Here is a 19,839-nt window from a genome sequence, read left to right as displayed (position 1 = left end):
GACAATCGAGTGACATCATGACATCACCTTCCGGCTCGACCGTCGACGAGGCCAGAGCCTTCCTTGACGCGAACCCAGACATCGAAGCCTTCGACATCGTGCTGACCGACGCCAATGGCGTCGGCCGCGGCAAGATCATCCGCCGCCACGAGCTGATGGGGCTTTACGAAGGCGGGCGGCATTTGCCGATCTCCATCCTCGGCCTCGACATTACGGGCGAGGACGTGCACGAAACCGGCCTGATCTGGGATTCCGGCGACGGCGACCTCAGGGCCTGGCCGATCCCCGGCACGCTGAAGCCGATGCATGCGACGAGCCCGGCACGCGGCCAGCTGCTGATGTCGATGTACCATCTCGACGGCGCGCCGATGACCTCGGACCCGAGGCTCGCGCTGCAGCGCCAGGTCGACAAGCTGGCGGCCAAGGGCCTGCATCCGGCCGGCGCCTTCGAGCTCGAATTCTTCCTGCTGTCCAACGAGCGTGACGGCGACGGCAAGGTCCAGCCGGCCCGCGCGGTGCTCGACGGCCGCGTGTCAGGCAAGACCGAGGTCTATTCGGTGGACCACCTGCACGGCATGGAGCCTTTGTTCTCCGACATCTATGCCGCGGCCAAGCTGCAGGGCATTCCGGCTGAAACCGTCATCTCGGAATACGCGCCGGGCCAGTACGAGCTCACCTTGCGCTACCGCAAGGACGTGATGCAGGCTGCCGACGACCTGATAATGCTCAAGCGCATCGTCCGCATGCAGGCGCGCCGTCATGGCGTGACCGCGTGCTTCATGGCCAAGCCGATCGAGAAGTATGCCGGCTCGGGTATGCATTTCCACGCTTCGCTGCTCGACAATGACGGCAACAACGTCTTCACCGAGGCCAAGGAAGGCGAGTGGCAGCCACTGCTGCTCAACGCGATCGGCGGGCTGGCCGCGACGATGGCGGAATCGATGCTGGTGTTTGCGCCGCACGCCAACTCCTGGCGCCGCTTCGTGTCGCAGTCCTACGCACCGGTGGCCCCGACATGGGGCGTCAACAACCGCTCCGTGGCGTTGCGCGTGCCGGCGGGCGACGCCAAGAACCGCCGCATCGAGCACCGCCCCTCGGGCGTCGACGCCAACCCATATCTGGTGGCCGCGACCATCCTCGCCGGCATCTCCAAGGGCCTCGACGAACAGCTCGATCCCGGCCCCGAAACCTCGGGCAACGGCTACGAACAGGCCGAAGGCACCGAAAGCGTGATGCCGCCGGACTGGCGTTCAGCGATCGAGGCAGCCAAGGGCTCGGAATTCCTGCGCGAGGCGCTCGGCCACGACCTGCACCGCACCTTCACGGCGATCAAGGAAAGCGAATATCTCCGCGTCGCCCGCACGGTGAGCGAACTGGATTATCACCTCTATCTGCACGAGGTGTAATCCCTGAGGGATGGCGGACAACCGCCCGCCATCCCTGCTCCTCCGAGGAGATCACATTTCGCCACGTCGCGACGAAGGCTCTGGCCTTGTCAGTCCAAAGAACGTATCATGAACAAATGGCAGTTCTTTCAACCCGCGAGAAACTCGCGATCCTTTCCGACGCCGCGAAATATGACGCCTCCTGCGCCTCGTCGGGTGCCGGCGGGCGCGACTCGCTCAAGTCTGGCGGCATCGGCTCGACCGAGGGCATGGGCATCTGCCACTCCTACGCACCCGACGGCCGCTGCATCTCGCTGCTCAAGATCCTGCTGACCAACTTCTGCATCTACGACTGCAGCTACTGCATCAACCGCTCGTCCTCCAATGTCCGCCGCGCCCGCTTCACTGTCGACGAGGTCGTGCGGCTGACCATGGACTTCTACAAGCGCAACTACATCGAGGGTCTGTTCCTGTCCTCCGGCGTCATCCGCTCGCCCGACGAGACCATGACAGAGATGGTGGAGGTGGTGAGGCGGCTAAGGCTCGACGAGAAGTTCGGCGGTTACATCCATCTCAAGACGATTCCGGAAGCCTCGGCCGAACTGGTCGAAAAGGCCGGCCTCTACGCCGACCGGCTGTCGATCAATGTCGAATTGCCGACCGACGAGGGCGTGAAACGGCTGGCGCCGGAGAAGCGACCGGAGACGATCCGCGTCTCGATGGCCAAGCTGCGCTCGAAGATCGAGGAAAAGGCGGAGCCGACGCTGAGGACCAAGACGCGCGAACGCTTTGCCCCCGGCGGGCAGTCGACGCAGATGATTGTCGGTGCCGATGCCACGCCAGATGCCGGCATCCTCAAGACCAGCGCCCGGCTCTATGGCAGCTACCAGCTGCGGCGCGTCTACTACTCGGCCTTCAGCCCGATCCCCGACGCCTCCTCCGCCTTACCCCTCAGGAAGCCGCCGCTGATGCGCGAACACCGGCTCTACCAGGCCGACTGGCTGATGCGCTTCTACGGCTTCGACCAAAGCGAGATTCTGGACGGCCAACCCGATGGCATGCTCGACCTGGAGATCGACCCCAAGCTCGCCTGGGCGCTGCGCAACCGCGCCTCGTTTCCCCTCGACGTCAACCGCGCCGACAAGGAGATGCTGCTGCGCATCCCGGGTTTTGGCACACGCGCCGTGGAACGCATCATCGAGACCCGCCGCTTCAAGCGGTTGCGGCTCGAGGACGTCGGCCGGCTATGCCAATCCATCGCCAAGGTGCGCCCGTTCATCGTCGCCGACGGCTGGTCGCCGGGTGCCACGACCGACGCAGCACGGCTGCGCGAGACGATCGCGCCGAAGCCACGACAACTCGAGCTGTTATGATGGTAAGCCAGCCCACCTTGTCACTGGCCGCCTACGCCGTGCAGCTCGCCGGCCCGACCGACTTCGACGGCTGGCGCGACGCCGCGCGAAAGCTGGCGACAAACGAGGTGAGGCCCGAGGACATCGAGTGGCATGTCGGCGGAGCAGCGACCGAGCTGCCAGCGCCGACCCCGGGTGTCGAATTCAGGGTCTCGCGAGACTTCATCGACCGCGCGGCCATCGTGGCCTGCCATTCCGACAGCGAACGCTTCGCCCTGCTTTACCGGCTGCTCTGGCGGCAGCGCAGCGCGCCGCATCTGCTCCGCATCGCCTCCGACCCCGACGTGCGCCGTTTCGAGGCGATGGAGAAGTCGGTCAGGCGCGACGAGCACAAGATGCATGCCTTCGTCCGCTTCCGGAAGATCGGCGACGGCGTCGACGAGCGTTTCGTCGCCTGGTTCGAGCCCGACCACTTCATCCTCGAACTGGCAGCACCTTTCTTCGTGCGCCGCTTCACCGGCATGCACTGGGCGATCCTGACGCCGCATGGCTCGGCGGAATGGGACCGCGAAAGGCTGGCCCTCGGACCCGCCGCCTCGAAGGAGGACGCCCCCGACAGCGACCAGTCGGAAGAGATGTGGCGGACATATTTCGCCAGCATCTTCAATCCGGCCCGACTGAAGGTGAAGGCGATGCAATCGGAGATGCCGAAGAAATACTGGCGAAACCTTCCCGAGGTTTCGCTCATTCCCGGACTGGTGGCCGGCGCCGACCAGGCCGCCAGGGAGATGATCGCGAGGATGCCGACGATGCCCGCACCGCATCATGAGGCGATTCAGGCCAGGCACTGGCCGGCTGCGGAAGAACAGGCAGCGACTGAGGCGCAATCCATCGACGCCCTGCGCCAGCAGGCGAGCCAGTGCCGCCGCTGCCCGCTGTGGAGCGAGGCGACGCAGACGGTGTTCGGCGAAGGCCCTGACGATGCCGAACTGGTGTTCGTCGGCGAACAGCCCGGCGACCAGGAGGATCTGCAGGGCAGGCCCTTCGTCGGCCCCGCCGGCAAGATCTTCGACGCGGTGCTCGGCGAAGCCGGCATCGACCGCGCCGCGGTCTACGTCACCAATGCCGTCAAGCACTTCAAGTTCGAGCCGCGCGGCAAGCGGCGCATCCACAGCAAGCCCAATGCCGGCGAGGTGCAGGCCTGCCGCTGGTGGCTGGCGCAGGAGCTGACGCTGCTGAAGCCGAAGCTGGTGGTGGCGCTCGGCGTGACCGCCGCCCAGTCGCTGCTGGAGGCGCCGGTGGCGATCACCAGGCAGCGCGGCCAGACCATCATGCGCGACGACGGGCTCGCCGTGTTCCTGACGATCCACCCCTCCTACATCCTGCGCATTCGCGACCCGCAGGAGGCGGCAACCGAATGCGCCCGCTTCGCCGAGGACATCAGGACAGTGCGCGAGACGATGGCCGCCTAGCGAACCAGGATCGCGCGGAGATCGTTGACGTTGGTGCCAGTCGGCCCGGGGACGAAAAGATCGCCCACCGAATTGAACGCCGTCCAGGCATTGTTACCGGCGAGCATCGCCTTGGCATCGACGCCAGAGGCGTGCATGCGGGCGACCGTCGACGCGTCGGCAAAGGCACCTGCATTGTCTTCCGAACCGTCGATACCGTCGGTGTCGGCTGCCAGTGCGTCGATGCCCGCAATTCCGTCGATGCCGATGGCAAATGCCAGCAAGAACTCGCTGTTACGGCCACCCTTGCCCTTGGCACGCAGTGTGACGGTGGTCTCACCACCCGACAGGATCAGCACCGGCTTGCTGAACGGACGGTTGCGCACCGCAACTTCACGCGCGATCGCAGCGTGAACGCCGCCGACCTCGCGCGCCTCGCCTTCAATGGCGTCGGAGAGGATGACTGTTTCAACGCCCTGCTTTCGCGCCGCTTCGACGGCGGCGTCGAGCGACACGGCGGCGGAGGCGATGACATGCACTTCGTTGCGGGCAAAGCGCGGGTCGGAAGGTGACGGGGCGTCGGCGGCAGGTGAGTTGATATGCGCCATGACTGTGGGCGGCAGCGCGATCCTGTAGGTCTCGATCAGCCTAAGCGCGGCAGCGCGCGTGGCCTCGTCGGGCACCGTTGGTCCCGACGCGACCAGCGCCGGGTTGTCACCGGGGATGTCCGAGACGACCAGCGACACCACGCGCGCCGGCCAGGCAGCGGCAGCGAGCCGGCCGCCCTTGATACCGGAAATGTGCTTGCGGATGGTGTTCATCGCCGAAATCGGCGCGCCGGAGGCAAGCAGCGCCTCGTTGACGGCGATCTCGTCGGCCAGCGTGAGGTTGCCGGCAGGTGACGGCAGCAGGGCCGAGCCGCCGCCCGAGACCAGCGCGACGACGAGATCGTCCTCGGTCAGGCCGGACACCGTCTGGAGCAAAAGCTTCGCCGCTTCGAGGCCATTGGCGTCGGGCACCGGGTGCGACGCCTCGACGATTTTGATGCGCTCGCAAGGGGCGGCAAAGCCGTAGCGGGTGACGACGACGCCCTCCAGCGGCCCGTCCCAGGCTTTTTCGAAAGCAGCCGCCATCTGCGCCGAGCCCTTGCCGGCGCCGATGACGATGGTGCGGCCCTTGGGCTTTTCCGGCAAATGGCGGCGGATGGTGAGCTCGGGGTCGGCGGCCGCGACTGCGGCCTCGAAAATGCTGGTGAGGAAGTGTCTGGGTTCGAAATTAGTCATCCGGACTCTCGCTATACGCTTCGCTTGTTCAGGTAGCGCTGCCCCTCATCCCCCTGCCGGGACCTTCTCCCCGTGAAGTACGGGGAGAAGGAGGAGCGGCAACGTCGACGCCCCCTCTCCCCGTTCTTCACGGGGAGAGGGTAAGGGTGAGGGGCCGCACGGCGTTCAAATCATGCAGGCCCGAGCGCAAGCTCCGATCTGGGAATGCCGAGGTAGTCAGCGATAGCCGCGACCACCACCTCGTGGTCCTGGCGCTCCGGCAGCCCTGAAACGGCAATGGCGCCGATGACGCCGACGCCCTTGACCTTGATGGGGAAGCCGCCGCCGGCAAGCACATAGTCGTCGATCGGCAAGGCATCGCCGACCGGAAAGGTGCGGTCGCTCCGCGCCTTCGAGAGCACCATGCGATAGCTGCTGCGGTGGAAGGTCCTGACGACGTTGATCTTGCGCCGCGCCCAGTCGGTGTTGTTGACGGTCGAGCCTGATAGCGCGCAGTAAAACAGCGCGCGGTCCCACAGCCGGATGTCGACGATGATCGGGAAGTTTTCCGACAGGCCGCGGGTGCGGATCGCCGAGCCAATCTCGAAGGCAATCGCCTCGTCGAAGCGGTCGAAGACCAGTCGGTCTTCCTGCTCGGCGATTTTTTCCAGGTCCTCGGCTGCTGCCATCGTCCGTTCCTCCCTCAGACACGGCTCACATGGCAGACACGAGCCGATGACGCAAGGTCAGGCGGCCTGATCCATCGTCGACTTTGCGGCTTTGCCAGCGACATAGACCTCGACCACGGCGCGGTCGTCGCCGAGCGTCTGCAACAGGAAAAGCTCCTCGGCCAGCGTGCCGGTGCGCTCCATCCGAAGCCGCATGCCAGGCGTTGCGCGAGCGTTGAGCACCACGATATCTGCGTCGGTGCCGACATCGAGCGTGCCGACCTTGTCTGCGATCGAGAGCGACTCGGCATTGCCTCGCGTCAGCTGCCAGTAGGAGGCCAGCGGGTTGAGCTTCTCGCCATTGAGAGCGATGACCTTGTAGGCCTCGTCCATGGTGCGCAGCATCGAATAGTTGGTGCCCCCGCCGACGTCGGTGGCGGTGGCGATCCTGAGCGGCTTGTCGCGCTTGCGATAGCGCTGGTAGTCGAACAGGCCCGAGCCGAGGAACAGGTTGGAGGTCGGGCAGAACACCGCGATCGAGCCATGGTCGGAGATGGCGTCGGATTCGCGTTCGCCGAGATGGATGCAGTGGCCGAGCAGCGTGCGTTTGCCGAGCAGGCCATAATGCTCGTAGACATCGGTGTAGTCGCGCGACCAGGGATAGAGTTCCTGGGTGAAGGCGATCTCGGCGTGGTTTTCCGACAGATGCGTCTGGATATGCAGGTCGGGGTGCTCGCGCGCCAGCTGGCCGGCCATCTCCATCTGCTCGGGAGTCGAGGTGATGGCGAAGCGTGGCGTGATGGCGACGTGCTGCCGTCCCTTGCCGTGCCACTCGGATATCAGCGCCTTGGTGTCGTCATAGCTCGCCTGCGGCGTGTCCAGCACGCCTTCAGGGGCGTTGCGATCCATCATCACCTTGCCGGCAATGTTGAGCATGTTGCGCTCATGCGATTCGGCGAAGAACGCCTCGGCCGACTGCTTGTGCACCGAGCAATAGGCGGCAACGGTCGTCGTGCCGTGGCGCACCATCTCGTCGAGGAACAGGCGCGCGATGCGGCGGCCGTGCTGGGCATCGATGAAGCGCGTTTCCTCGGGGAAAGTGTACTTGTTCAGCCATTCCAGCAGCTCGGCGCCATAGGCGGCAATGATCTGCATCTGCGGGATGTGGACATGCGCGTCGATGAAGCCGGGCAGGATCAGGTGCGGGCGATGGTCGATGACCTTGGCGCCACCCGCCTGGGCCGCAACCTCTGCATAGGCCCCCACGGCGGCGATCTTGCCGTCGCGCATCAGGACGGCGCCGTCTTCCTCATAGGCATAGGACGCATGGTCGTCGGCGCTGTCGGGCCAGCGCAGGAAGGACAAGGTACGGCCGCGAAGAAGTGTGGTGGTCATGATCGAACTCTACAAGCTTTCTGGCGTGGCGAAACCGCGGCTGTCCCCGCGCGTCGAATTGGGCGCGACGAGTGCGCCCCGAGCTTTCGGTCTGCGTCGTGGTACCGCTGTTACTTCCGCGCCTGTTCGTACCAGGCGACCAGCAGCGCGCGTTCTTCCGGCGTGATCTGGGTCACGTTGGCGGGCGGCATGGCATGGCTGCGGCCGGCCTGCAGGTAGATCTCGCGGGCATGCTGGGCAATCGCGTTGTCGGTCTCCAGCACCACGCCCTTTGGCGCGTGATAGACACCCTCGTAGGACGGCTCGTTGGCATGGCACATGGCGCAGCGGCCGAGAACCGTGTCACGCACCTTGGGGAACTGTGCCGAGGCGACGAAGGGCGCCGTGGTCACGGAGGCATTCTTGTCCTCGCCGGTCAAAACCTTCGGCACCGTCGACAGCCACATGATGATGATGAACACGATGCCGGCCGCCAGCCACGTCCAGTGCGGGTTGCCCTCGCGCTTGTGCAGCGTGTTGAAGTAGTGGCGGATCAGCACGCCGATGATGAAGATCAGCGAGGCGATGACCCAGTTGAATTCGGTGCCAAACGCCAGCGGATAGTGGTTCGACAGCATCAGGAACACGACCGGCAGGGTCAGGTAGTTGTTGTGCGTCGAGCGCGTCTTGGCGATCTTGCCGTATTTCGGATCGGGCTTGCGGCCGGCGATGAGGTCGGCGACGACGATCTTCTGGTTCGGGATGATGGTCATGAAGACGTTGGCCGACATGATCGTGGCGGTGAAGGCGCCGAGATGCAGGAAGGCGGCGCGACCAGTGAACAGTTGGGTGTAGCCCCAGCTCATGAACACCACGACGGCGTAGAGGATGATCATCAACAGCGTGTCGTGGTCGCCGAGCTTCGACTTGCAGAGCTGGTCGTAGATCAGCCAGCCAATGCCGATCGAGGCGAGCGAAATGGCGATTGCCACCGGCGCCGACACGTCAAGCACGTTGCGGTCGATCAGGAACAGCTCGGCTCCGCCGTAATAGACGAGGCACAAAAGCGCGAATCCCGACAGCCAGGTGGCGTAAGACTCCCACTTGAACCAGGTCAGGTGCTCCGGCATCTGGGCCGGCGCCACCAGGTACTTCTGGATATGGTAGAAGCCGCCGCCATGGACCTGCCACTCCTCGCCATGGGCGCCGACGGGCAGATTGGCATGCTTCCTCAGTCCGAGGTCAAGCGCGATGAAGTAGAAGGACGAGCCGATCCAGGCCATGGCGGTGATGACATGCAGCCACCGCACGGCGAAGCTCGCCCATTCCATGAAAAACGCCAAGTCGTACATCCGCCGTCCCTTTTTCGCAGCGTGCCGATCTTACGATGCCCGATGCATTGGGGAAGTGAAAGGATTCGCGATGACTTTCAAAAAAATCTGGAAAATACTAGCGTAGCGCGGCACGGCATATGCCGGCTATGGAACCCTGCATCGCATGGCTTATCTCGACAACATCGCCGTCTTCGTACGCGTCGTGGAACTCGGCAATCTCTCCGCCGCGGGACGCGACATGCGCATTTCCCCCGCTGTCGCCTCCAATCGCATCAAGGAGCTGGAAAAGCACCTTGGCGTCAGGCTGTTCAACCGCACCACCCGCCAGCTAATGCCGACCGAGCATGGCAACGTGTTTTACTCCGGCGCCAAGCAGGTGCTGGAAGCGATCACCGAGGCCGAAGCCGCAGTCTCGGCGCTGTCCGGCCAGCCGCGCGGCACCATTCGCGTCACCGCCCCGCTCGGCCTTGGGCGGCGCCTCGTCGCCTCTGGAATCCCCGAATTCCATGACAAATACCCCGACATCGAGGTCCGACTCAGGCTTTCGGACCACAATGTCGACATCCTCAAGGAAGGCCTCGACGTCGCCTTCCGGCTCGGCGTGATCGAGGATTCGAGCCTCAGGATGCGTGGCATCATGGAATGCGAGCGCGTGCTGGTCGCCGCGCCCAAATATCTCGAGAAGCGCGGCGAGCCCGAAAGCGCCAACGAGCTGATCGGCAAGAAGCATGACTGCCTGATGCTGCGCTATCCCGGGTCGCGCGAGTATTTCTGGACGCTGGAGACACCCAACGGCCCGACCAAATTCGAGGTTCATGGGCCTTTCGATTCGGACGACGGCGACGTGCTGACCGGCTGGGCTCTGGCCGGGCGCGGCATCATCAACAAGCCGCGCTTCGAGGTCGAGCCCTTCATCCGCGACCAGCGGCTGAAGATCATCCTGCCGCAGACACCGCCAACGCCCGTGCAGTTCGCCGCCGTCTATCCGCACAAGAAGCTGCAGGACCCGAAGGTCCGGCTGCTGCTCGACTTCATGGCGGAGCGCTGCCACAAGCTGATCAAGGACATTCTGGCCGGCAAATGAGGCCGACAAGGATGTGAGGCGAACGCCTCACCCCTCGATCGCCTGGTAGGCCGATGTCCAGAAGTCGACATAATGCTTGGGCGCCTCGGGCGAATCCATCAGCTTCTGGGACAGCAGGATGCCGGCAAGGTCGTTTTCGGGATCGGCATAGGCTGATGTGCCGTAGCCGCCGTCCCAGCCGAAGCGCCCCGGTGTCGTAAAGAGATTGTCGCGCCTGAGCGCCACCGACATGCCGAGACCCCAGCCCGAATTGCCGTTGAAAAACATCTCAGCACTCGCCTTCTCTGCGTCGGTGAGCTGGTCTGTCGTCATCAGCTCGACCGAGGCGCGCGACAGGATGCGCTCGCTGCCGAGCTTGCCCTTGCCGAGCAGCATCTTCTGGAAAGCGAGATAGTCGTCGGCTGTCGACACAAGCCCGCCGCCGCCGGATTCGAAGGCCGCGGGCTTGGCAAACAAGCCCCCCTTGGCCTCGTCATAGACGCCGAGCTTGCCGGTCCGGAAATCCCTGGAGTAGGCGGTGGCAAGCCGGTCGACCTTCTCCGCCGGAACATGGAAGCCGGTGTCCTTCATGCCAAGCGGGCCGAAGATGCGCTCCTGCATGAAGGCGGACAGCGGCTGTCCGGCAGCGCGTGCGACCAGCACGCCGGCGACATCGAGACCGGTGTGATAGAGCCAGCCTTCGCCCGGCTGATGAGCGAGCGGCAACGAGCCGACGGCCTTCATGAAGGCATCTGGCGAGCCGCGGTACAGGTCCGCACTTGGCGCGATGCCGGCCTCGGCCATCGCATGCTGCACCGGATAGGCGAATGGATAGACCATGATTGCGCCAACGCCGAAGCGCAGGGTGAGCAGATCGCGCAAGGTGATCGGGCGGCTGGCGGGAACCGTATCGGTGAGCTTGCCGTCAACGCTCTTGAGCACCTTGCGGTCGGCAAGCTCGGGCAGCCATTTGTCGACGGGATCGTCGAGGCGCAGCCGCGACTCCTCGACCAGGATCATCGCCGCGGCCGCGGTGACCGGCTTGGTCAGCGAAGCGATGCGGAAGATGCTGTCGCGCCGCATTGGTGCTGTGCCGTTAAGCGACAGCGCGCCGACTGCCTCGACATGGGTCTCGCCGCCACGGCTGACCGCCCAGACAAGACCCGGCACGTCGCCGCTTTCGACATGGCCGGCCATGACCTTGCGCATCCGCTCGAGCCGGTCTGCTACAAAATTTCCCGTGCTCATCGCCGTGCTCCTTGTTGTCGCGGTAGTGGCCGAAGCCAGTTGCGTAGGCGCCTGCTGGGCGCCGACGGCCGTCGGCGCAGCAACAGTCGCCGACAACGCAAATCCCTTCATCAGGGTACGACGATCCAACCCCGAAGACATACTCATGCTAGCCTCCTTGCTTGCCATCCCGCCAACTCCAGGCGCCGCCTACGCGGCAACCGACACCTTCTCGACCTCGCCAGCCAGGAGCTCGAGCAGCCCCCTGCAGCCGGCCTCGCGATCGGCGGAGCCGTCCTGTCCATCGAGGAACGAATCCTGCTCGACATAGGCCAGCCTCGTGCCATTGCCTTCAGGCTTGAACTCGATGGTGGCGAGCGAGGCGGAAAAGGGGATGCCGGCAAGCGCCATGACATAGGCGATGACGATGCGCTGGTCGGTGACGATGTCGAGATAAGTGGTGTCGTTGGAAACCTCTGGGCCGCCCTGGAAGCGGAAACGGCTGCGCTCCGAACCGCCAACACGGAAATCGAGTGAGAATTCGTCGACTTCCCAGCCCTCGCCCTCGGCGAACCAGCGGCGCTTGCGCTCGGCATTGGAGAAGGCAGCGAACACCTCGGCGGGCGATGCCGCGTAAAAGCGGTCGATGCTGAAACTGGCCTGAACTGTTGCAATTGCGGTCATTACATTCTCCATCAAAAGGGTTGCTCGATATTTGGCTCCTGCAACCGGTTGTGATTACTAACTGGTTGCAAGATAGGTAAACTGATTTTATATTGCAACTGGTTTTTGGAGACGCATTGCATGAACCAGCATCACCGGTCGGGTTGCCCGATCAACCTCACCCTCGAGGTGGTCGGCGACAAATGGAGCCTCATCGTCCTGCGCGACATGATGTTCGGCAACCGCAGGCACTTCCGCGAGTTGCTGACCCAGTCGGAGGAAGGCATCGCCTCCAACATCCTGGCCGACCGGCTGCGGCGGCTGCTCGAGGACGGGCTGATCAGCAAGGCCGACGACCCCAGCCACAAGCAGAAGGCGATCTACTCGCTGACGGAAATGGCGATCGAGCTGTTGCCGGTTTTCGCGCAGATCGCCGCCTGGGGCCGCAAGTGGCTGCCGGTCAGCGAGGAGCTCAGCATCCGCGCCGAGCTTCTGGAAAAGGGCGGGCCTGAAATGTGGCAGCGGTTCATGGAGGAACTGCGCACCGACCATCTCGGCGAGCCGTTATCGGAGGCGGCGCAGAGCCGGATTCCGGTACGCCAGGAGTTGCAGGCGGCCTATCTCGAAGTCGTCGCCCGGAACGCCGTGGCTGGCTGAAATTCCGCTGGGCCAGCCCGGAACCGAACTGTCATGAGGCTGTTGTAGGCTGCGTGCGTCACCTGGAAACCGCCGGGCGGCGCGACCATTCTATCAAGGAGCAGGCAATGATTTCGCATCCGACGCGCAACGATCTCAAGTCCAACGCCAAGAAGGTTTCGATCGAACTGCTCAACGCGCGGCTCGCCGATGCGATCGACCTGGCGCTGATCACCAAGCAGGCGCATTGGAACGTCAAGGGGCCGCATTTCATCGCCATCCACGAAATGCTGGACGGCTTCCGCAAGGACCTGGACGAACATGTCGACACCATCGCCGAACGCGTCGCCCAGTTGGGCGGGGCTGCCCTCGGCACCTCGCAGGTCGTCGTCGAGGCCAGCAAGCTGAAGCCCTATCCAACCGACATCGCCAAGACCAAGGACCATATTGCGGCACTGATCGACCGCTATGCCGACGCCGCGAAAAGCGTGCGTGCCGCCATCGACGAGACCGGAGAGGCAGGAGACGCCGATACGGCAGACATTTTCACCGCCTATTCCCGCGCGCTCGACAAGTCGCTGTGGTTCCTCGAAGCCCACATCCAGGAAAGCGAATAGCCGCGCGGCAGGAATCAGGCCGCGCCGGTTACTTCCCCCGGGGAGCCAGCGCGGTCATGATCTCGGCCGCGGCGAGCGCGGCGATGACGGCGGGGCGCTTGTCCTTGACCGCGTCGCCGCCGATCGGGCAGACGAGCCGCGCGAACTGTTCCTCGCTGCCGCCAGCCGACTTGAGGAACCAGCTTCTGAACGTCGCCTTCTTGGTCTTTGAGCCGATCATGCCGACATAGGCCGCGTCCTCGCGCTTGAGCGCCTCGGCGACGATCAGGAAATCGAGCGCGTGGTCATGCGTCAGCACCACGAAGGCCGTACCCGCCGGCGCCTCGCGCACCATCTCCTCCGGCATCGGCGTCAGCCGCGTGACGACGTTGTCGGGCATGCCTTCGAGCGCGTCAGTGCGGGTCTCGACGACGACGACATTGAGCGGCAAAAGCGCGAAGGCCGATGCCAGCGCATGGCCGACATGGCCGCCGCCAAAGACATGGACATGCGGCAGGGCGGCGTCCGACGCCTCGGCACTGGCCAGCAGATCGGTGCGCAACGCCTGATCGACTTTGCTGACGGCGACCTCGACCCGTCCGCCACAGCACTGGCCGATCTCCGGCCCAAGGGGAATGTCGAGGGTGAGACTTTCCCTCCCCCTTGAGGGGACCGTGGCGGCGAAGCCGCCGGGTGGGGTCCCATCGGCCGGACTCAACGCCCCTTGGGCGCTTCTTCCTGAGGTTACCCCCTCTGCCCGCTTCGCGGGCATCTCCCCCTCAACGGGGGAGATTGTCTCCTTCAGCATCGCTCGCGCCGTGTCGATCGCCATGAACTCAAGCTGACCGCCGCCGATGGTGCCGAAGATGCGCTGCGGCGACACCAGCATCCACGCGCCCTTTTCGCGCGGCGTCGAGCCCTTGGCCTCGGCCACCTCGACCAGCGCCACCGAAGGTGCTGCAGCGAGGAAGGCCCTGAGGCTTTTGGCCGTCGTGCTCACTGTGCCTGGGCCGCCTCGGCCCTGAGGCGTTCGATCGCCATCAGCACCCGCTCCGGCGTGGCCGGGGCGTCGAGACGCGGGCAGATCTTGTGCTCGGCAACACTTGCCACCGCATCCGACAGCGCATGCAGCACCGCCATGCCATGCGGCAGCGGCGGCTCGCCGACGGCCTTCGAGCGGTGGATCGTCGGCTCGTAGGCCTCGGACCAGTCGGTCAGCGCGACGTTGAAGATCTTGGGCCGGTCGGACGCCAGCGGGATCTTGTAGGTCGACGGCGCATGCGTGCGCAGTCGGCCCTTGCCGTCCCACCACAGCTCTTCGGTGGTCAGCCAGCCCATGCCTTGGATGAAGCCGCCCTCGACCTGGCCGATGTCGATAGCCCGGTTCAGCGAGCGGCCGGTGTCGTGCAGGATGTCGGCGCGCTCGACGACATATTCGCCGGTCAAAACATCGACCGAGACCTCCGCGCAGGCCGCGCCATAGGCGTAGTAATAGAAGGCATGGCCCCTGCCCTTGGCGCGATCCCAATGGATCTTCGGCGTCTTGTAGTGGCCGGCGGCCGACAGCTGGATGCGGTTGAGATAGGCCTGCTTGACCAGGTCGTTGAAGGAAATCTCCTGGTTGCCGACGCGCACGCGGTTGGGCAGGAACACCACCTGGTCGACCGGCACCTGGTATTTGTCGGCGGCGAAATCGGTCAGCCGCTTGCGGATCTGCCGCGCCGCATCCTGCGCTGCCATGCCGTTGAGGTCGGCACCCGACGACGCCGCCGTCGGCGCGGTGTTGGGCACCTTGGCCGTGGTCGTCGCGGTGATCTTCACCCTTTCCAGGTCGATCTGGAACTCTTCCGCCACCACCTGCGCCACCTTGAGGTGCAGGCCCTGGCCCATCTCGGTGCCGCCATGGTTCATGTGCACCGAGCCATCGGCATAGACATGCACCAGCGCGCCGGCCTGGTTGGACTCGGTCTTGGTGAACGAGATGCCGAACTTGACCGGCGTCAGCGCCAGACCGCGCTTGATGAAACGGCTATTGGCATTGAAGGCCGCGATCTCGCGCCGGCGCCGCGCATATTGGGCGCTTTCCTCGAGTTCGGCGACGATGCGCTGGATGATGCAGTCCTCGACCTTCTGGTGATAGGGCGTGAGGTTACGCTCGCCCGGCGTGCCGATCTGGTCGTAGAAATTCAGCTTGCGGATTTCGAGCGAGTCCTTGCCGACGGCGAAGGCGACCTCGTCGATGACGCGCTCGGCACCGACCATGCCTTGCGGCCCGCCAAAGCCACGGAACGCCGTGTTGGAGACGGTGTTGGTGTAGAGCGGTGCCGACTTGGCATGCACGTTGGGATAGAAATAGGCGTTGTCGCAGTGAAACAGCGCCCGGTCGCCGACCGGTCCCGACAGGTCGGCCGAAAAGCCGGCATTGAGCGCGAACATGTAGTCGACGCCGAGGATGTTGCCCTCGTCGTCGAAGCCGACCTCGTAGTCGATGGCGAAGTCATGGCGCTTGCCGGTGGCGGTCATGTCCTCGTCGCGGTCGAGCCTGACCTTGACGGCGCGCTTGTGCTTCTTGGCGGCGATGGCGGCAAGCGCCGCGCACTGGTTGGCCTGGGTTTCCTTGCCACCGAAGCCGCCGCCCATGCGGCGCACCTCGACCGTCACCGCGTGGCTCGGCACGCCGAGAACATGGGAGACGAGATGCTGGGTCTCGCTTGGCCCTTGCGTCGAGCAATAGACTGTTACCTCGTCGTCTTCGCCGGGCACGGCCAGCGACACCTGGCCTTCGAGGTAGAAATGGTCCTGGCCGCCGAGCTTCATCCGCCCCTTGATCCGGCGCGGGGCCGCGGCAATCGCCGCCGCCGCATCGCCGCGATTGAGCGTCAGCGGGGTCGTCACCTGCTTGTCTTTTTCGGTGTCGAGATCCCAGATGCTGATGACCGCCGGCAGCTCGTCATACTCGACCTTTGCCAGGCGCGCGGCCCGGCGCGCCTGCTCGCGCGTTTCGGCAACGACCGCGAAGATCGGCTGGCCGTGGAACTGCACCTTGCCTTGGGCGAGGACAGGGTCGTCATGCATGCCGCTCGGCGAGATGTCGTTATCGCCGGGAACATCGGCATGGGTCAAAACGTCGACGACGCCGGGTGCTGCGCGGACCGCCGACAGGTCGACTGACTTCAGCGTGCCATGCGCGACATTCGACAGGCCGAGCCCGACATGCAGCGTGCCGGCAGGCTCGGGCATGTCGTCGATATAGACGGCCTCGCCGGCGACATGCTTGTGCGCGGAATCGTGGCGCTGGTCGGTGTGGACGCCGCCCGAAATCTTTTGGGCCTTGAGGTTCGGAGTGTGCTGGGTCATCTCACGCGGCCTCGTATCTCGACACCTGCAGCGGTGCCTTGGTGCCGGTCGTTTCCATGTAGAAACGCAACAGCAGGTTTTTCGCCGCCAGCGCGCGGTACTCTGATGTGGCGCGCATGTCGGTCAGCGGTGTGTAGTCATCGGTATATCTAGCCATTGCCGCCTCGACCGTCGCTTCCGTCCAGGGCTGGCCAACGAGCGCTGCCTCGACCGCCGAAGCACGCTTCGGCGTCGCCGCCATGCCGCCATAAGCGATGCGGACCTGGTCGACGGTGCCGTCCTTGGCCAGCTTCAGCCAGAAGGCGCCGAGCGTCGCGGTGATGTCCTCGTCGCGGCGCTTGGTGATCTTGTGGACAGCGAAATGCTCGCCCTTGTCAGGCACCGGCACATGCACGGCCTCGACGAACTCACCCGGCGCACGGTCCTGCTTGCCATAGGCGATGAAGAAGTCCTGCAGCGAAATCGTCCGCCGCGTCTTGCCCTTGCGCAGGGTCAGCGTTGCGCCGAGCGCGATCAGCGGCGGCGGCGTGTCGCCGATGGGCGAGCCGTTGGCGATGTTGCCGCCGATGGTGCCCATGTTGCGCACCTGCTGCCCACCGATGCGGTCGATCAGCGGCCCAAGGGCTGGAATGCGCTTCGACAGCGTCTCAAACGCTTCGGTGTAGGTGACGCCGGCGCCGATCGAGATGACGCCCTTGTCTTCGCTCAGCGAGTGCAGACCGTCGATGTTGGCGATGAACACGGCGGGCGAAATGTTGCGCATGTGCTTGGTGACCCAGAGGCCGACGTCGGTCGAACCGGCGACGACGGTCGCTGTCGGCTCGGCTTCGAGCACCGCGGCCAGGTCATCGACATTGGCCGGGATGACGAAGCGGTCCTTGCCCTCGCCAACCTCGACGCGGGTGCCGTCCTTGAACGCTTCGAGGCGGGCGGTGATCGCCTTGCGCTCGACAAGCAGCGGGTCCTTGGCGACCTTGCCGTAGTCGGAAATGGCGCGCGCGGCACGCATGATCGCCTCGTAGCCGGTGCAGCGGCAGAGATTGCCCTGCAGGGCTTTCTCGATCAGAGCATCGGAAGGTTCGGGCGATGCCATCCACAGGCCGTAGAGCGACATGACGAAGCCCGGCGTGCAGAAGCCGCACTGCGAGCCGTGGAAATCAACCATTGCCTGCTGCACCGGGTGCAGCTTGCCATTGCTGGTGCCGAGATGCTCGACCGTCACGACATGGCAACCGTCGAGCGAACCCATGAAACGGATGCAGGCGTTGACGCTTTCGTAGACTAGCTTGCCGCCGGAGAGCCGGCCGACCAGCACCGTGCAGGCGCCGCAATCGCCTTCGGCGCAGCCTTCCTTGGTACCGCGCAGCGTGCGCTGGAGCCGGAGATAATCGAGCAGCGTGGCGTCGGGCGCGACATTGCCCAGCGTCACATCCTCGCCATTGAGGATGAAGCGAATATGGTTGCGCGTCTTGATCGTCGCCATGGCTCAGCTCCCCCTATAGGTGGAATAGCCGAAGGGCGAGATCAACAGGGGTACGTGATAATGCGTCCGTTCGGCCATGCCGAAGCGGATCGGCACGATGTCGAGGAACGCCGGCTTCGGCAGATCCGTGCCCAGGCGGCGGAGATAATCGCCGGCAGCGAAGATCAACTCATACTCGCCGGTCAGGAACTCGTCGCCGGCGAGAAGCGGCGCGTCGCAGCGGCCGTCGGAATTGGTGACAACCCTCTTCAGCAGCGTGCGCGCGTCGCCTTCAATGCGGAACAGCGAGATTGCCAGGCCTTCTGCAGGCTTGCCGGTAGCAGTATCAAGGACATGGGTGGTGAGGCGTCCGCCTTCGGCCTTTGTCATTCGCTCTCCCTATTGGCGCTGAACGCCATCGTCATAGATTTTGCGCCATTTAAGGCTATTGCATAAGGTGTGGTCGAGCAGAGCACTACAAAAAGACTTTCAAATTTTTTCGAGGGAATGTCTGACGCACCTTTCGCTATTCTGCTCAAGTGCCCGGCAAGAATCCGGTTTTGAGGGAACATGCGTTACGTAAGAGACATGCGCGGCTACGGCGCCAACCCACCCCACCCGCAATGGCCAGGCAACGCGAATGTTTGCGTGCAGTTCGTGGTCAACTACGAAGAGGGCGGCGAAAACAACATCCTGCATGGCGACGCCGCTTCGGAAGCGTTCCTGTCGGAGGTCGTCGGTGCTGCACAATGGCCCGGCAAGCGCCACTGGAACATGGAATCGATCTACGAATACGGCTCCCGCGCCGGCTTCTGGCGGCTCCACCGCATGTTCACCGAAGCCAAAGTACCGGTCACCGTCTATGGCGTGGCGACCGCCCTTGCGCGTTCCCCCGACCATGTCGCGGCGATGCAGCAGGCCGACTGGGAAATTGCCTCGCATGGCTTGCGCTGGATCGACTACCGTGATCACGCGGAGGCCGACGAACGCGCCGACCTGATCGAAGCGGTTCGCCTGCACACCGAAGTCGTCGGCGAACGCCCCAAGGGCCTCTATCTCGGCCGCACCTCGGTCTATTCGGTCCGTCTCGCCGCTGAAGAAGGCGGCTTCGAGTGGATTTCCGATACCTATGACGACGAGCTACCCTACTGGCTCGACCATGACGGCCACGGCAATGCGATCGCCCCGCAGCTGGTCATCCCCTACACGCTCGACGCCAACGACATGCGTTTTGCCACCGCGCAAGGGTTCAATTCGGGCGACCAGTTCTATGCCTATCTCAAGGACAGCTTCGACACGCTGTACCGCGAGGGTGCAGCTGGGCGGCCGCGCATGATGAGCATCGGCCTGCACTGCCGCCTCGTCGGCCGTCCCGGCCGCGCCGAAGCGCTGCGCCGCTTCATCGAATATGTGCAGGGCCACGACAAGGTCTGGCTGGCCCGCCGCCAGGACATCGCCCAGCATTGGCAGCAGCACCACCCCTACCAGCCGCAGGCGTTGCGCCCCTCGCGCATGGCGCGCGACGAATTCGTCCAGCACTTCGGCTCGATCTTCGAGCACTCCCCCTGGATCGCCGAGCGCGCTTTCGAATTCGAGCTCGGACCGGCGCATGACAGCGCCGGCGGCGTGCACAACGCGCTCTGCCGCGCCTTCCGCTCGGCAAGCGAGACGGAGCGGCTCGGCGTGCTGACCGCCCACCCAGATCTCGCCGGCAAGCTGGCCCAGGCCAAGCGACTGACGGAAGAGTCGACTAAGGAGCAGGCATCCGCTGGGCTCGACGCACTGACCGACGCCGAGCGTACCCGCTTCACCCAACTCAACGCCACCTATGTCGACAAATTCGGCTTCCCGTTCATCATCGCGGTGCGCGACAACGACAAGGCGAGCATATTGAAGGCGTTCGAGACCCGCATCGCCAACAACCGCGACCAGGAATTCGCAACCGCCTGCAAGCAGGTGGAGCGTATCGCCTGGTACCGACTTCACGACCTCCTTCCAAGCTAAGAGAC

At 64.5% G+C, this 19,839-nt stretch carries 17 protein-coding genes; 7 read left to right on the top strand and 10 right to left on the bottom strand.

The genetic code is table 11. The features are described 5' to 3' along the window. The first annotated feature begins 17 nt into the window (after positions 1–17). From J1C56_RS29890 to J1C56_RS29880, 3 genes are all read left to right on the top strand, one after another. Positions 18–1,406, top strand: a complete 1,389-nt coding sequence (locus tag J1C56_RS29890) for a glutamine synthetase family protein (RefSeq protein ID WP_214393572.1) — start codon at positions 18–20, stop codon at positions 1,404–1,406. 116 nt (positions 1,407–1,522) lie between these two features. Further along, positions 1,523–2,758 (top strand): putative DNA modification/repair radical SAM protein, encoded by a 1,236-nt coding sequence (locus tag J1C56_RS29885; protein WP_214393571.1) that lies wholly within the window; start codon positions 1,523–1,525, stop codon positions 2,756–2,758. Further along, complete coding sequence (locus J1C56_RS29880; RefSeq protein ID WP_214393570.1) at positions 2,758–4,209, top strand: UdgX family uracil-DNA binding protein; 1,452 nt, start codon at positions 2,758–2,760, stop codon at positions 4,207–4,209. The genes J1C56_RS29885 and J1C56_RS29880 overlap by 1 nt, the downstream gene beginning before the upstream one ends. On the opposite strand, the gene J1C56_RS29875 is transcribed toward J1C56_RS29880, so the two are convergent. The 4 genes from J1C56_RS29875 to J1C56_RS29860 form a co-directional block, all read right to left on the bottom strand. Next, entirely contained in the window at positions 4,206–5,471 is a 1,266-nt protein-coding gene (locus tag J1C56_RS29875) for a glycerate kinase type-2 family protein (protein WP_214393569.1), read from the bottom strand. The two genes, J1C56_RS29880 and J1C56_RS29875, sit on opposite strands and share 4 nt — an antisense overlap. Positions 5,472–5,641: 170 nt before the next feature. After that, a complete protein-coding gene (locus J1C56_RS29870; RefSeq protein WP_214393568.1) occupies positions 5,642–6,139 on the bottom strand; it encodes a heme-degrading domain-containing protein in 498 nt (165 codons plus the stop codon). A gap of 57 nt (positions 6,140–6,196) precedes the next feature. Beyond that, on the bottom strand, positions 6,197–7,513 hold the full coding sequence (gene guaD / locus J1C56_RS29865; protein ID WP_214393567.1) for a guanine deaminase: 1,317 nt from the start codon (positions 7,511–7,513) through the stop codon (positions 6,197–6,199). Positions 7,514–7,623: 110 nt separating this feature from the next. Beyond that, positions 7,624–8,844 carry a urate hydroxylase PuuD gene (locus J1C56_RS29860; RefSeq protein WP_214393566.1) on the bottom strand — a complete coding sequence of 407 codons (1,221 nt, stop codon included), beginning with the start codon at positions 8,842–8,844 and terminating at the stop codon, positions 7,624–7,626. Between the two features lie 145 nt (positions 8,845–8,989). Between J1C56_RS29860 and J1C56_RS29855 the strand changes: the two genes are divergently transcribed. After that, positions 8,990–9,910 (top strand): LysR family transcriptional regulator, encoded by a 921-nt coding sequence (locus J1C56_RS29855; protein ID WP_067958054.1) that lies wholly within the window; start codon positions 8,990–8,992, stop codon positions 9,908–9,910. A 27-nt stretch (positions 9,911–9,937) separates the two neighbouring features. On the opposite strand, the gene J1C56_RS29850 is transcribed toward J1C56_RS29855, so the two are convergent. Together J1C56_RS29850 and J1C56_RS29845 are read right to left on the bottom strand one after the other, a co-directional pair. Next, positions 9,938–11,137 (bottom strand): serine hydrolase domain-containing protein, encoded by a 1,200-nt coding sequence (locus J1C56_RS29850; RefSeq protein ID WP_214393565.1) that lies wholly within the window; start codon positions 11,135–11,137, stop codon positions 9,938–9,940. A gap of 189 nt (positions 11,138–11,326) precedes the next feature. Then, complete coding sequence (locus tag J1C56_RS29845; protein WP_214393564.1) at positions 11,327–11,800, bottom strand: SRPBCC family protein; 474 nt, start codon at positions 11,798–11,800, stop codon at positions 11,327–11,329. 120 nt (positions 11,801–11,920) lie between these two features. On the opposite strand from J1C56_RS29845, the gene J1C56_RS29840 reads away from it, so the two are divergent. Together J1C56_RS29840 and dps are read left to right on the top strand one after the other, a co-directional pair. After that, complete coding sequence (locus tag J1C56_RS29840) at positions 11,921–12,436, top strand: winged helix-turn-helix transcriptional regulator (protein ID WP_214393563.1); 516 nt, start codon at positions 11,921–11,923, stop codon at positions 12,434–12,436. 107 nt (positions 12,437–12,543) lie between these two features. Continuing rightward, positions 12,544–13,032 carry a DNA starvation/stationary phase protection protein Dps gene (dps, locus tag J1C56_RS29835; protein WP_214393562.1) on the top strand — a complete coding sequence of 163 codons (489 nt, stop codon included), beginning with the start codon at positions 12,544–12,546 and terminating at the stop codon, positions 13,030–13,032. A 28-nt stretch (positions 13,033–13,060) separates the two neighbouring features. Here the strand turns inward: dps and xdhC are convergent, their stop codons facing one another. Genes xdhC through uraH form a run of 4 tightly spaced genes read right to left on the bottom strand, consistent with a single transcriptional unit; the run spans position 13,061 to position 18,220 of the window. Then, complete coding sequence (xdhC, locus tag J1C56_RS29830) at positions 13,061–14,011, bottom strand: xanthine dehydrogenase accessory protein XdhC (RefSeq protein WP_214393561.1); 951 nt, start codon at positions 14,009–14,011, stop codon at positions 13,061–13,063. Further along, positions 14,008–16,368, bottom strand: a complete 2,361-nt coding sequence (xdhB, locus tag J1C56_RS29825; RefSeq protein WP_214393560.1) for a xanthine dehydrogenase molybdopterin binding subunit — start codon at positions 16,366–16,368, stop codon at positions 14,008–14,010. The genes xdhC and xdhB overlap by 4 nt, the downstream gene beginning before the upstream one ends. A 1-nt stretch (position 16,369) precedes the next feature. After that, entirely contained in the window at positions 16,370–17,851 is a 1,482-nt protein-coding gene (gene xdhA / locus J1C56_RS29820) for a xanthine dehydrogenase small subunit (RefSeq protein ID WP_214393559.1), read from the bottom strand. Positions 17,852–17,854: 3 nt separating this feature from the next. Then, entirely contained in the window at positions 17,855–18,220 is a 366-nt protein-coding gene (gene uraH, locus J1C56_RS29815; RefSeq protein ID WP_214393558.1) for a hydroxyisourate hydrolase, read from the bottom strand. 180 nt (positions 18,221–18,400) lie between these two features. Between uraH and puuE the strand changes: the two genes are divergently transcribed. After that, positions 18,401–19,834, top strand: a complete 1,434-nt coding sequence (gene puuE, locus J1C56_RS29810; RefSeq protein ID WP_214393557.1) for an allantoinase PuuE — start codon at positions 18,401–18,403, stop codon at positions 19,832–19,834. The last annotated feature ends 5 nt before the right edge of the window (positions 19,835–19,839 follow it).

Origin of the sequence: Aminobacter anthyllidis (assembly GCF_018555685.1) — a bacterium.
GTDB lineage: Bacteria > Pseudomonadota > Alphaproteobacteria > Rhizobiales > Rhizobiaceae > Aminobacter > Aminobacter anthyllidis.
The sequence above is the reverse complement of the archived record's forward strand: the minus strand, read 5'-3'. Positions and strand labels throughout refer to the sequence as shown.